14 protein-coding genes are annotated in these 13,245 nt (G+C 36.5%); 1 reads left to right on the forward strand and 13 read right to left on the reverse strand.

Annotation, left to right across the window (positions count from 1 at the left end; all coding sequences use genetic code 11):
* Positions 1–48: 48 nt before the first annotated feature.
* The 11 genes from FC62_RS01955 to FC62_RS02005 form a co-directional block, all read right to left on the reverse strand.
* A complete protein-coding gene (locus FC62_RS01955) occupies positions 49–1,137 on the reverse strand; it encodes a glycosyltransferase family 4 protein (RefSeq protein ID WP_056946017.1) in 1,089 nt (362 codons plus the stop codon).
* Entirely contained in the window at positions 1,127–2,140 is a 1,014-nt protein-coding gene (locus FC62_RS01960; RefSeq protein WP_056946016.1) for a glycosyltransferase, read from the reverse strand. Before FC62_RS01960 ends, FC62_RS01955 begins: the two co-directional genes overlap by 11 nt.
* Complete coding sequence (locus tag FC62_RS01965) at positions 2,130–3,011, reverse strand: glycosyltransferase (protein WP_056946015.1); 882 nt, start codon at positions 3,009–3,011, stop codon at positions 2,130–2,132. Before FC62_RS01965 ends, FC62_RS01960 begins: the two co-directional genes overlap by 11 nt.
* A gap of 10 nt (positions 3,012–3,021) precedes the next feature.
* Positions 3,022–3,834 (reverse strand): LicD family protein, encoded by an 813-nt coding sequence (locus FC62_RS01970; protein WP_056946014.1) that lies wholly within the window; start codon positions 3,832–3,834, stop codon positions 3,022–3,024.
* Between the two features lie 80 nt (positions 3,835–3,914).
* Positions 3,915–4,847, reverse strand: a complete 933-nt coding sequence (locus tag FC62_RS01975; RefSeq protein ID WP_056946013.1) for a capsular polysaccharide synthesis protein — start codon at positions 4,845–4,847, stop codon at positions 3,915–3,917.
* Positions 4,848–4,875: 28 nt separating this feature from the next.
* Positions 4,876–6,048, reverse strand: a complete 1,173-nt coding sequence (cps2T, locus tag FC62_RS01980) for a beta 1-4 rhamnosyltransferase Cps2T (protein ID WP_056946012.1) — start codon at positions 6,046–6,048, stop codon at positions 4,876–4,878.
* A gap of 18 nt (positions 6,049–6,066) precedes the next feature.
* Positions 6,067–6,792, reverse strand: coding sequence for a sugar transferase (locus tag FC62_RS01985; protein ID WP_083477850.1), 726 nt, complete (start codon positions 6,790–6,792; stop codon positions 6,067–6,069).
* Between the two features lie 244 nt (positions 6,793–7,036).
* Positions 7,037–7,774, reverse strand: a complete 738-nt coding sequence (locus FC62_RS01990) for a tyrosine-protein phosphatase (RefSeq protein WP_236693757.1) — start codon at positions 7,772–7,774, stop codon at positions 7,037–7,039.
* A complete protein-coding gene (locus tag FC62_RS01995; protein ID WP_054746012.1) occupies positions 7,755–8,483 on the reverse strand; it encodes a CpsD/CapB family tyrosine-protein kinase in 729 nt (242 codons plus the stop codon). Before FC62_RS01995 ends, FC62_RS01990 begins: the two co-directional genes overlap by 20 nt.
* Before the next feature lie 9 nt (positions 8,484–8,492).
* Positions 8,493–9,275: a YveK family protein gene (locus tag FC62_RS02000; RefSeq protein WP_054746011.1), complete on the reverse strand. Its 783-nt coding sequence runs from the start codon at positions 9,273–9,275 to the stop codon at positions 8,493–8,495.
* A 30-nt stretch (positions 9,276–9,305) separates the two neighbouring features.
* Entirely contained in the window at positions 9,306–10,391 is a 1,086-nt protein-coding gene (locus FC62_RS02005) for an LCP family glycopolymer transferase (RefSeq protein ID WP_054746010.1), read from the reverse strand.
* A 157-nt stretch (positions 10,392–10,548) separates the two neighbouring features.
* Here FC62_RS02005 and FC62_RS02010 point away from each other — a divergent pair, with 157 nt between their 5' ends.
* Positions 10,549–11,238, forward strand: a complete 690-nt coding sequence (locus tag FC62_RS02010; RefSeq protein WP_054746009.1) for an SGNH/GDSL hydrolase family protein — start codon at positions 10,549–10,551, stop codon at positions 11,236–11,238.
* A 71-nt stretch (positions 11,239–11,309) separates the two neighbouring features.
* On the opposite strand, the gene FC62_RS02015 is transcribed toward FC62_RS02010, so the two are convergent.
* Together FC62_RS02015 and fba are read right to left on the reverse strand one after the other, a co-directional pair.
* Positions 11,310–12,089 (reverse strand): DUF1828 domain-containing protein, encoded by a 780-nt coding sequence (locus FC62_RS02015; protein WP_056946011.1) that lies wholly within the window; start codon positions 12,087–12,089, stop codon positions 11,310–11,312.
* A 240-nt stretch (positions 12,090–12,329) separates the two neighbouring features.
* Positions 12,330–13,196 (reverse strand): class II fructose-1,6-bisphosphate aldolase, encoded by an 867-nt coding sequence (fba, locus tag FC62_RS02020; protein ID WP_054746008.1) that lies wholly within the window; start codon positions 13,194–13,196, stop codon positions 12,330–12,332.
* Positions 13,197–13,245 lie beyond the last annotated feature (49 nt).

Below are 13,245 nucleotides of genomic sequence, written 5' to 3' on the forward strand. Positions count from 1 at the left end.
AACGACCTTCTAATTAAAAACTTCAAAAAAGTATATTAAAAAACTAAGCTAATGACTATGATTAATTTCGTAAAGTACATTTTCAAAAAGTTGAGCACTATCCAAAAAATTCATTGATTTCACCATTTCTAAACCATTGTTAGCTATTTTCACTCTAAAAGAAGAATCATTTAACAAACTAATGATTTTTTTTGATATATCTTTAGTATTGTTTACATCGCACAAAAGTGCACTATAGTTATCAACACCAAAATCTTCTACACCACCATTCTTAGTGGATACAAGTGCACAGCCACAGGACATTGCCTCAGTTGCCGTGAGTCCCCATCCCTCTAATACACTTGGCAATAAATAAACTGATGACTGATTATATACTTTTTCCCTCAATATGCTTTCGTTAGCCATTTGATAATACTCATAATAATCTGGAAGATCGGTAGGTGAAGGCTGCGTACCAAACATAATTACTCTTAACTCCGGTACCTGTTCTTTAACGAGGCTTAAAGCCTCTCGTCCAACCTTCGTTCCTTTATAGGGATTAGGGTGCGAAATCAAACTTACCGTCTTCATTCGTTGTTCAATCGGTTTCGTTAAATAAAATGTATCTAGATCAACATAATTTTTTACTAAAATAACATTACCCGGATCTACTGAATTAACTAGTTTATACAACCATGTGCTTATAACAATTTTTTTCATTGGAAGACGCCAAGCTTGTCTGATGACATTCTTGTCATAATAAACACGTTCGTCATGTTGAATCATGTAAACACAATTTCTAATGTTTGTAAGATGGTCATATATACTAAGTGCAATTCCGTAGTCAAATGCAAAAATAATTTGATTATCGGTATCAGCTATACTACTATCAATAGAGAATCTAGTTTCAATTTTAATTTTTGAATTTAATTTGAACCAATCTATTTGAGATTGACCCTTTTTTCTTTTCAAATAATCTAAATAATACTTAATATAAAGTAAATGATTATATTTTCGAGTTTTAAAAGAGGTATTTGCTACAAAGCATAAACTGATGTTATTTCCTTTATTAACTAAATAATTCATGTATTCATAGACAATCTTTCTCCCCCCCGATGGTGTATTATCATGAAATCTCATTATGAATTTAATGTTCATTTTGTGCTTCCCTTATATTTTCAATCCAAGTAGACTTTCCTAAAATTGATTTTTTCCCGTCTGCCATTGCTCGTCTCAATAGCATAAATTTTTTAACACCAGTTCGGTTTTTGGGCATATAAGATATTAACATCCACAATTGCAGTAGATAATAATTCAAAGATAGTAAAAACTTATTTCTCTTTAAGATGTAATAACTTATATATACTTCGTTTCGATATGTATATAATGGGCGGAATATTTCCGAAGTTATATAAAAAGATTTTCTACTTTTACTATTATCTTCTTCTAAAGTTTGCCAAGCTACGCTTTGGTCATATGCACAAGCATACTGGTATTGAAGAATCAAATGTCCAAATCGTTGTATACGCAACGTAAATTCAATATCATCCGAGTAAAGATAAAAGTTTTTATTTGGTAAATCGATACTTTTCAGTAATTCTTGAGGAAAAAAAAGTCCTGAATATGGAGAAGTAATTAAGCAATTCACATCTTTATATTTTCGCGGTTCATTTCCCTTATTCTTATTAAATAGATGTTCAATTGTAAAACCGTTAATTGTATCAGTCAGCGAATCATACGTTCTTTCTGAGGTTTTATTAAACTGTTTTTTACTTTGTACGTTAGGCCTAAAAAGTGACCAAATATGTGCTGGATAATCGTGGAGTGATTCAGCTTTTTCCAGCTCATTTATTGCTTCTGAGTCAAGAATATTATCATCATCTAAAACTAAGACGTTCATATTCTTAAACTCTACATTAGAAACATATTTGAATCCTAACCAGAATCCACCTGCTGATCCTTGATTGTCAGAATTTTGTATGACAGACACGGAAGAGTATTTATTCAATAAGGATGGTAAATCATACTGAACCCCATTTTGAACGATAATAACTTTACTAATTTTTTCTTGTTGTACAAGCGATTTCACTGTTTTAACTAAATAATTAAAACGGTTATTATAAGTTACAACAACAGCAACTATTTCTCTATTAAAGTCCATCTTTATCCTCCTTTCCGAATAACTCAAGAAATACTTCGGTTGACCTAATCATGTTTTTAACCTGAAACCTTAATTGTTGAGCCTCACTTGAAAAAGACTTCTTTGTTGAAGAACTCTTATGGTGTAAGACCTTGATAGTAGGATCGTACTTTGAAATAAGTTTTTTTTCACGTATTAAACGATCAAGAATTTCAGTTTCAAAATAAAAGAAAGTTCGAGAAGAAAAAGGTACATTGAATTTATCAATAAATTCTCTAGAAAAAATCAAAATTGATCCATGTAAAACCACATTTGTCATTATCGATTTTCTTTGATCATCGTTTTTAATTTTTATCTTTAAATAAATTTTTGTTAAAATTTTTGAATTTTTCAATCTAGCTCGTAACTTGAATAAATAGTCGGGTAAATCCCATATTTTTTGATTTTTATCATGTATATTTTGTACTTCCGCAAGACTATACTCAGTAGTTTTTTTTGGATTTTGATGCTGATGAGTCTCAGGGACAACTACATCAGGTCCAAGAACAGCAAATGGTTGTCTGGCATAAGACTCTTTAACTAGACTAATAAAATTTTCCTGTATAAACTCAATATCATTATTTAACAAAATAATATTTTCCGCATCATATTTCTTTGCACGTTGGTATCCAATATTCATACCCTTTGCAAATCCGAGATTTACTGAACTAATTATAACCTCAATAAAGTCGTTTTTGCGATACTTTTCTTCTAGTACTTCACCAGAACCATTAGGTGATCCGTTATCAACAATGATAATTCTTTTTTCTCCGGAAAGATCGAACATAATATGGTCAATCTCAGAAATTGTATTTTCAAGTGTTAAGTAATGAAGAATAACAAATACAACCAAATTAATACTCCTATATTCTTTTATCTGTGAGGTGTGACTTTTTTACTTCAGGTTCCTCATTTGCGTAATTTTCACCATACATATGTTTTAGATAATTATCGAAATCATAGGGAATTCTAACTTTGATGTTTTCAAATTCTTTAATAACTCCATTTCCAAACATTTTATGTGGAAAAATTTCTTTAGAGAAGGACGAACCAGTAATAGTAGTAATCCATGTAGAGCTGAATGGGTATTTTGTATATACTTTTTCTAGCTTTTTATAAACATCATTTTGTGTAAATAACTTTTGTAAACCAAAATTTTTAATTATTTTTAAGATGCGTTGCCTTCTTGGTTTATGCATGACCACAGTATCCTTGACATCCATTGTCCAAATTGCACCAAGAGCACGTAAAATAGCAACATGTAATATATAAAATCTTCGTCCAATCGCGTTGCTAGGAAGCCCATCAATTGGCAAAACATCAATAATCGAGAAACCTAAATGATTATTTTTTGGTAGATTATTGTCTAATCGATATTCTTCTTTAACAAGAACCCTTGGAAAATAGCAAAAAATATCGTCACCATTTCGGTAACTGGCAAGCCAAAATTTTTCAGACCAATTCTTTGAGAAGATAGAGATAAATTTTTCATAATCACTTCTTGGAAGAGATATATCCATGTCATCATCCCAAGGAATAAAACCGGAATATTTGACAGCACCCATAACCGATCCTCCCCGTAAAAAATAAGTTAAATTGTTTTCTTCTAATATATTTATGATAGTAGTCAACGCTTCTAATTCGATTCTTTGTATTTTTTCAAGATCAGATTTCATTCTTCAACCCTTCAATGTTTAACCGACTCATATGTATTTTTTTAATTCATCTAAAAGTATATATGTTAATCTATAATTTTCTAATCCTCTATAAATCTGTGGTATGCCGCATTTGAGTCATCTGAAAGTTGCTTATATGTTAATTTTTGCATTGGAAAATCATCAAATATTTGTTTAAATTCAGAATCAGATATATCTTTATTCAATAAATACATCATCTGTAGTGGCAATGAATTAGATATCTTAACAACTTTATCCAATTCATCAGGGTGGGCCTGAAAAATTAGATGCCAAAAAATATGAAATAAATAATAATCTTTCAAAACACCGTAATCATTCCAATATTCATACAAAAGTTCCCTTAATCGTATTAAACTTGGTTCATTAGGAACAGACACTATAAACCAACTTGAAAGAAAGATAGCATTTCCCGTAGATCCAGGTCTCATATTCTGAAAAAAGAAAAGCGAACAATTATTTATTTTTTTTTCAAACCACTCACATTTGTTGTTTACATATACTGTAGAATCAATCCAAGTACCGCCATATTTTATTAGTAATTCAGTTCTAATGATATCCGAAAAATGAGTATCTGATATTACATTAGATTTCCATTTTGAGACTATACTATTTGGAATATTCACAAAATCATTAAAGTTTTGTCGAGTAATTACAGTAACATTGTCATAATTTTTTTTAATACTCCTTAACGATGACTTTACAATCGCAGGGGCAGACTCCTCACCCTGAAGCCACATGGTCCAAACTGGCAAAGTATCCAACGGAACTTTTTTAACTTCGATTTCGAGTGGTTTCAAAATTACTTTACGATATTTTTTTTTAAGTTTTCGAGATATTCTATTTATCTCACCCAGCCTAATAAGCTCAAGCGAGGTCTTATCGGTACCATTCAAAAGAGTACTACCAATATCATAAAGGAAATTTCCACTTTTAATTTTTTCACCGAGAACACTTTTTATACCATGCTTTTTTAATGCAGCAATTAATACCATTATGCAACTCCTAATTTAATTTGAATATTTAGTCCAAAAATTCCTTTTCATATTCATTAATAATAAATGACCAGCTATAAGCTTCTTTAATGCGTCTAATCGAACGTTGATCAAACGCAGCTAACTCATCACCGGAAAGTCTATCAGAAGTATCAATTAGCTTTGCCAAATTACCGGCTTTCTTATTCCAATATAACGCACTATCTTCACCAACTTCACGATTAAAGCCGACGTCATAGAGTAGATTCAACTTAGTACTAGCTAAGGCTTCAAGTAGCGATGGGTTAGTTCCCCCTACCGAATGGCCGTGTAGATAACCATATGCCACTTCACGAATCTTGCTTAACAAGTCCTGATCGTAAACCGTACCAACGAACTTGATGCGCTGATCCTGTTCAAAGTGGGTCTTAGCTTTTAACGCATCGTAGAACTGATTATGTTCGACATTAGTAATGATCACCAAGTCCTTTTGTGATTTTGAAGTCATAAATTCCCGAATCATGGTTTCATAATTATTTTCTGGGACAAAGCGACCAACAATCAAATAATACTCGTTAGCGCGAATATTGAATTTATGGAACCAATCAGTAATTTTAGCATCATCGTCGGCTAAAGTTGACCGCTGTATTTCTGCTCCATATGCAATAAATGTTGTTTTTGGCTGGTACTGCGGATATGTATCCTGTATGTACTTTTCAATATTTTTGCTATCACAGATGATTAAGTCTGCGTGTTTTACCATATGTTTCTCTGAATATTTCCAATATGCACGAACTGGCTTACTCCATTTAGCACGCATCCATTCATGTCCATCTGGATTAAGAAAAACTTCGCCACCTATTGAATGAATTTGTTGAACTACTGTACCCATAAATGGGCCAATTCTCGCAGCAAGAATATAAAATATTGGTTTTTTTATTTTATACTTTTTAGCGTACTCAAGTGAATACTTGAGCGCTTTCAAGTCATAATAAATAGCCTGCGCCGGACCAATATTGGGCACATAGACTTTGAAACAATCTGCGCCATTGTGCTCGAAGTGTTCTGGTATCATGCTGTTCTTATCGGTAACTTTACAGGCTACATGATACTTAATACTCTTATCAACTTGTTTATCTGTTAAATATTCGACAAATGTTTCATATCCACCATAATTAGCCGGGATACCCTTTGATCCGACTATAAATACATGTTTTTCCACAAAATCAACTTTCTTTTACTAGTATGCCCCATTTGGGTGAACCATTATTTTCACTGTGTCTAAAATAATCTTTAGATCAGTCTTAACACTACGACTACGAATATACTTAATGTCCAAATCAACCATCTCGTTGAACCCAACATCATTTCGACCACTAACTTGCCATAATCCAGTACAACCCGGTTGAACTAATAGACGTTGTAAATCATAATCAGTATATTCTTCAACCTCACGTGCCAACGGTGGTCTAGGACCCACAAGACTCATATCTCCGTGAAGTACATTCCACAGTTGTGGTAATTCGTCAATACTTGTTTTACGGATAAATTCACCGATCTTTGTAATTCTCGGATCCTCTTTCATCTTAAACATCGGACCATCAACTTCGTTCTTATCCAAAAGCAACTTGAGCTTCTGGTCAGCATCAACAATCATTGAACGAAATTTATACATCCGAAATTTCTGTTGATTCTTACCCAATCGAATTTGAGAATAAAAAACTGGACCTTTTGGATCATCCACTTTAATGATGATGGCAATAATTAAGAATAAGGGCAAGAGTAAAATAAGTGCCAGTAAGCTAGCAATAAAATCAAAGCATCGTTTTACAATTAAATAAATTGACTGCGACTCTAACTTAGCTGTATTCAGCCAATATAAGTTATCATTGTCACGATACACTTGTGAATCTGTATCTTGGCGTTTCAAATATTCATCTGTTGCTAGACCGCCACGTTGTTCCATTACAAATCCTCCAATATTTTGATTTTTATTCAACCTAGAATAATCTACATACTCATATTCTAACTTTATAATTCCTTACGATTATTTACAATATATTAAATAATAGTATTAATGAAGAAAATGCTTACACGACCGTATTTCAAGCCAATAAATTAAATTAATAATATGACCGAGCAAATTGTACACTAGATAAATTTCGATAAGACTAAATTAGGTATTCCATAATTGACTTTTTAGACTACATTTAATTCAGTAATTCTTCACCGTTAACAATCTGCTTCGCATTTTGCTCTAACTGCAGTGCAAGTTCTGAATCCCACTTAGCGACTTCTTCAAACGCTTCACGTAAGACAAACTTACGACCCTTTAAGGAGTGTGCGTCTGATGCGATGATATGCACCAAGCCAGCTTCAAGAAGTTCCCGACTAAATTTCTTGACCTTACGACCGAAATCACCAACAACACTGGTCGCTGTTACTTGGCCCAGTGCCCCATTATTGATGAATCCCTGTAGTAACTCAGGATTTGCCTGAATCCTAGCATTACGCTCGGGGTGTGCAATGACAGGTGTGATGCCCAATAACTTGAGTCTAAAGAAGAGGTTTTCAGTATAATCAGGTACGTCTTCGTGTGGTAACTCAACTAAGAGATACTTACCAGTTGCATCTAAACCAAGTAAATCTGGCACTATCTCGTCCAAATTACCATTAAGATGAATCTCTTGTCCTGCAAAAATTGTCAATTCAAGTCCCCTTTGATCTAGTTCAGCTTGAAAAGTATCTACCGCTTCCTGCACATCACCTGCGTGATTAATATAATGGCGGTCCAAATGATGCGGGGTCGCTACAATGTAGCGTACACCATCATCAATTGCCTCTTGGGCCAGCCTTAATGACGCCTCTAATCCTTTCGAGCCGTCGTCAATACCAGGTAGTATGTGACAGTGCAAGTCAATCAGATTATTACTGTTCATTGTTGTCATAATGCCCTTCACCGTAGTAGCCACTATCGTTGCTACTCTCGACATCGTTGAAGACTACACCAAGAATATTAGCCTTGGCATTCTCCAGTGTCTGCTTAGCTTCCTTTACACCAGCCTTCAAGGTATGGTTCTGCCGTACTACCAGAACAACTCCGTCAACCATGTTAGACATAATTTGTCCATCTGTTACTGGTAACAATGGTGGTGCGTCAACAATGACTAGGTCAAATGACTCCTTGAGCTGGGTGAGTACGTCCTTCATGCCCTGGCTAGCAATCAACTCAGCAGGATTTGGCGGAATCGGACCACTTGGAATCACCGAAAGATTCTCCACCTCAGTCTCGTGAATGACATCTGTCAATTCTTCGAACCTGTGTACCAGATAGCTCGTTAAGCCCTTTGTAGTTCCATGCATACCAAAAGTTCGGTCGACAGTCGAACGTCTCAAATCCGTATCAATCAATAAAGTATTCTTACCAGCATGTGCAAATTCTACCGCCAGGTTAGCAGCAATTGTTGATTTACCTTCACTAGCCACAGTCGAGGTGATCATGATGGTCTGCAAATTCTGAGCCTCTTGCGAGAAGCTAATGTTAGTTCTAATTGTCTTTATTTGTTCCGTAGCCACCGCACTCGGATTGTTTAAGGTGAATAAATTTGCGGCTGCAACAGGTTGAAGACCATTTGATTTCTTCTTAAATATTGCCATCGTATCCTCCTACTTTACCCTCTGAACTGGCTTATTGTCTGAACGTCTCAATTGTCTGGTACTTATATTATTATGCTGTAATACAGGTTGTTTCACTGAATGGCGACTAGTCTTTCTAGTATGACCAACAATTCCTAGCTTCGTCAAACCAAGTTCATCAGTTAAGAAGTCCAAGTCTTTGACCTTCTTGTCGGTAACAGTCCTTAGTAATGCGATTCCTAGACCAATAAATAGTCCAAGCGCTACTCCAATTGCCATGTTAATCTTCTTATTGGGTGAGCTTGGTTCCTTTGGCTGACGTGCCTTAGCAATAATTGAAACATTGTTAATGTCCAGAATTGTCTTTACCTTGCTCTTGAAGACGTTAGCAATTGTATTAACAACGGTCTTTGCCCGAGCAGCATCAGTATCAGTGTATGTAATCGAAAAGACTTGCGAATTCTGTTGGTTGGTCACAGCTGTGTTATCCATCAACTTTGCCACTTTAATTGAGTAACCTAGCTTATCCTTAAGTTCTTTCTGAACGGGTACAAGCGTTACTTCCTTAGTAATGATATCCTTGTAAGTATTAATCATGTTGACATCGGCCTGTTGATCACTTAACTGGTTGGTTATTGCCTTATCTTGTTTCCGGTTAACCAGCACATCCACATTCGCATCATACTTCGGTGTCATCACGAAGTAGCTCACAAATGCTGCCAATAGCAGGCCAATTGCAGTTGTGATTACTATTAATCCAATATTCTTCTTAACAATCTTCCATAAATCCTCAAAGCCAATTACTTGGTTCATTCTCTTCTCCCCGGTGTAAAGTAGTTTATGTTAACGCTCAAAGACCTTAAAGTCCTGTTGATTGCTTGAACTACCAAAGACGAAGCCATTCTTTTCGACGTTCATCTTGTTCTGGTAGGTTGTTTCATTATTTAACGTTGCTTTATCCAGCCCTGACTCAGTGCGTAAATTATCAGAGACCCGCTGGAGTTCTTTCGTGGATGCAATCTGCACCATTGCGTCGCCCCAAAGTGCGCCTGCTCCCTGAACATAATCGTTCTTGATTGTCTTACCATACTGCCGATAATCGGTAAATACAGCAACCATATCGTCAAAGCTCAGGTTCGTCACCATGTTCTTCGAAATAGAACCTAGGATATCCTGGAAGTTAGTTAACGAGCGTGTTGTAACTGCAGATTTGATTACTGCCGCAATAACATCTCTTTGCCTATCTTGTCGACCGTAATCACCACGTGGATCCTCGTAACGCATTCGGGCATACTTCAATGCTTGTTCACCATTCAAGTGCATTGGGCCTTTAACAAATTCCTGTCCGCGACTAGTAAAAGTAAATGGCACATTAACATCAACTCCACCAACGGATTCGACAATCTTCTCCATCCCGCCCATATTGATGGTCACGTAATACTCAAGCGGAACGTTCAATAATTCGGAAATGGATTTCAACGCCATCGGTGCCCCACCGCGCTGATAGGCAGCATTGATACGTTCGAAGTCATAAGTCTTGGTCCCTACGAGTTCAGCCATCGTATCACGAGGGATACTAGTTAATGTGGTTCTCTTCTTTGCAGGATTAACGGTTGCAATGATCATCGTGTCACTTCTACCCTGGTAGTTACGACCGAAGGCACCCGTGTCGACGCCTAGCAGTAAGACATTCAACGGCTTCTTATCGCTGACGATTGAGCGAGCGGCCTGTTTCTCGCCAGCTGACTTGTATGAATCATCCAGCTTATTCTTAGCCGTGTTGAAGACCCAGAAGCCATAGCCACCAACTGCCACAAGTAAGACTAGAAAGATTGTAATCACAGTCCGTCTAATCACCTTATTCCGATGCTTCTTACTATGATGTTTATGGTGCTTATGATGTTCGTGTTTCAGCTGTTCTTGATCCATCAATTATTCCTCCCAAAAATTGGTAACAATCTTTTACTATTCTATCATATTTCGTGGAACTAAGAATTATAATTGTAAAATTTATCGCTGGATATGTTATAATGCTGGTTAGTTTCAAGTTTTACTTTATTTTTGTTACACAATAGAAAGCCCTTTTATGAAAGCACATAAACACATCTCAACCTGGTTCTTCGTCGGCGCCATCATAGTTCTAGTTGGAGTTGGTCTCGGACTCTTCGAATACCAGCAGCAGCTGACGCGGACCCAGGCCCAGTCAACACAAGTAGATAAGCAGAAACAAGCAGAGATTAAATTCAAACAACAGACTGCACTCAACTACACAAACTTCACCCAGTCTGAGCACAAGAAGGCCAAGAAACTTGAAATTTCTATTATCGGTGATTCCATCACGAAGGGTGCCGAGAAAGCCTACCAGCAAATCTTTCCTCAAGCGATTATTAGAGCAAAGGTTAACCGCCAGGTAGCAGCCGCACCCGCAATTATTGATGATCTTAAATCAAGTAACCAGCTTGCCAACACCGTCTTAATTGGCCTGGGCACAAATGGTCCGATCACCGATTCAATGATGGCTGGTATCATGGAGCAGCTTGGAGATAAACGCCAGGTATACTGGGTCAATACCCACGTGCCATCGAAGAACTGGGAAACGAGCGTTAATCAGGAGCTCACGACAGCAGCACAGCAATATCCTAACCTGACGATCATCGATTGGCATAATTATTGTGAGGGCCAAACAAATTGGTTCTACGACGATAACATTCACCCTAACAAGTTAGGGAGATCAAATTTAGTTCAACTGGTTGCCAAGACCATCCTGGCAGAATAAAAGAGTCGCGAAAAATCGCGGCTCTTTCTTTGTACTTAGTCTATATTTTGGGGAATTTGGGCCAAAAAATTCTAAAGAAATTTGCTAGTAACATCACTTCTGATTTCTACTATATTATTTTTTGAAAGTAATTTCATACCAGATTTCTTTGAGATATTTAGGGAATTATCGTCTGGCTTTCTTTCTTCTTCGTTATAAACTATATACCAATAAATTTCTTTTTTACCAATTTCAGGTGACTGACGAATATCCTCAAACTGAATGAGATTTATGGCAACCTTGGAAAAGTCAATTGAATTATAAATATTAATTAATTGTAGTGGCCGCTTACTAGTACCAGGAATTGCATAATTAACCTTATAACTATTACCTGTTTCACCGATTAATGGGTGACCAGCAAAGCCACCATAATCATTACTATCAAAGTAGTTAATAATATCATCAAGAAAAAAAATCTTTAGATTCTCATGTCTTGTGCTGTACAGGTCATCTATTTTAAGTATCGCTTGAAGAATGTTTTGTTTAATTATTGGAAACCTATCTTTTGACACCGTAACTTTAATAACCTCTTCAAACATGTCAACACCATATTGCTGTAAGACAGAATCAATATAATGACTGCGAGTCTTGGTTGTTAAATCCACGCCCAACATAGCCAAGTCGTTAATCGTATTACCATCGTCAGAGATAGTTATTTTTTCTTTATTTTCCTTAATGTAAAGACGAAAGTTATCACCGATTGAATTCGTGAATGGAGTCGTAATTTCCGTAATATCAGATATTTCAGAACGTTTATACTGTGAATATAGCCAATTAGTGTATTCTTTAATCCAATCCGTATTTGAATTCATTTTGACACACCTCCTGACTTACTCTGTCATCCTACACTATAGACTAGTTGTCTCTTAATTAGTATCTATGTTGTTCAAATTAAAAAAGCATCCACAATCGTGGATGCTTCCGTATAATTTAGTGTAATCGTGTTCACTACAACAATGAGATCACCTTGACTTGTCGCTTTCTGTGCTACGCACATCGACGACATCGTTAACTGCTCGTTCATTCCCGGTGTAGTTCACAACTAATAGTTATTAACCGTTGATCTTCTTAGTACCGAACCAGTCGATTCTCTCTTCAACAGTATCTTGGATAGCTTGTGTACCACCAGCAAGCATCTTACGAGGGTCAAAGCCCTTACCTTCAAGATCTTTACCAGCTTCAACGTATGCACGAACAGCCTTTGCCCAAGCAATTTGTTGTTCAGTGTTAACGTTAACCTTAGCAATACCCATGCTGATAGCCTTTTGGATTTGTTCCTTAGGGATACCTGAACCACCGTGCAATACAAGTGGTGTGTCAACAGCTGCAGCGATTTCGCCAAGTCTTTCGAAGTTCAAGCCCTTCCAGCCTTCTGGATATACACCATGGATGTTACCAATACCAACAGCCAAGAAGTCAGGACCAGCAGCGTTCAAAGTCTTAACTTCTTCAACGTCTGCTAATTCACCGGCACCAATGATACCGTCTTCTTCACCACCGATTGAACCAACTTCAGCTTCAACGCTGATGCCGTGTTCATGGGCAAGTGCAACGATTTCCTTAGTCTTCTCTAGGTTCTCTTCAAATGGTAAGTCATGGCCATCGAACATAACTGATGAGTAACCAGCAGCGATAGCTTCCTTAGCAGCTTCGTAGTTACCGTGGTCCAAGTGCATTACAACAGGCACTGTGATGCCCATTGAATCGATTGTATCAGCAACAAGATTGCGTACTAACTTGTAGCCACCCATGTACTTAGCAGCACCCATTGATGTTTGAATCAAGATAGGTGTGTTTGTGTTCTGACCTGCAGCAAGAATTGCGCGAGTCCATTCGAGGTTATTAGTGTTGAACGCACCGACAGCATAACCACCCTTACGAGCAGCTTGAAACATTTCTGTACCGTGTATAAATGACATTTAAATGTCCTCCTATATTAAATAATATACCTCTGGTATTGTAACACAT

Source organism: Amylolactobacillus amylotrophicus DSM 20534 (assembly GCF_001434555.1).
GTDB lineage: Bacteria > Bacillota > Bacilli > Lactobacillales > Lactobacillaceae > Amylolactobacillus > Amylolactobacillus amylophilus.

What these genes read in the sequence shown, in the direction of transcription:
- FC62_RS01955 (WP_056946017.1), bottom strand. Translation starts at nt 1,137, where the DNA reads ATGAACATTAAATTCATAATGAGATTTCATGATAATACACCATCGGGG.
- FC62_RS01960 (WP_056946016.1), bottom strand. Translation starts at nt 2,140, where the DNA reads ATGGACTTTAATAGAGAAATAGTTGCTGTTGTTGTAACTTATAATAAC.
- FC62_RS01970 (WP_056946014.1), bottom strand. Translation starts at nt 3,834, where the DNA reads ATGAAATCTGATCTTGAAAAAATACAAAGAATCGAATTAGAAGCGTTG.
- FC62_RS01975 (WP_056946013.1), bottom strand. Translation starts at nt 4,847, where the DNA reads ATGGTATTAATTGCTGCATTAAAAAAGCATGGTATAAAAAGTGTTCTC.
- FC62_RS01985 (WP_083477850.1), bottom strand. Translation starts at nt 6,792, where the DNA reads ATGGAACAACGTGGCGGTCTAGCAACAGATGAATATTTGAAACGCCAA.
- FC62_RS01990 (WP_236693757.1), bottom strand. Translation starts at nt 7,774, where the DNA reads ATGACAACAATGAACAGTAATAATCTGATTGACTTGCACTGTCACATA.
- FC62_RS01995 (WP_054746012.1), bottom strand. Translation starts at nt 8,483, where the DNA reads ATGGCAATATTTAAGAAGAAATCAAATGGTCTTCAACCTGTTGCAGCC.
- FC62_RS02000 (WP_054746011.1), bottom strand. Translation starts at nt 9,275, where the DNA reads ATGAACCAAGTAATTGGCTTTGAGGATTTATGGAAGATTGTTAAGAAG.
- FC62_RS02005 (WP_054746010.1), bottom strand. Translation starts at nt 10,391, where the DNA reads ATGGATCAAGAACAGCTGAAACACGAACATCATAAGCACCATAAACAT.
- FC62_RS02010 (WP_054746009.1), top strand. Translation starts at nt 10,549, where the DNA reads ATGAAAGCACATAAACACATCTCAACCTGGTTCTTCGTCGGCGCCATC.
- FC62_RS02015 (WP_056946011.1), bottom strand. Translation starts at nt 12,089, where the DNA reads ATGAATTCAAATACGGATTGGATTAAAGAATACACTAATTGGCTATAT.
- fba (WP_054746008.1), bottom strand. Translation starts at nt 13,196, where the DNA reads ATGTCATTTATACACGGTACAGAAATGTTTCAAGCTGCTCGTAAGGGT.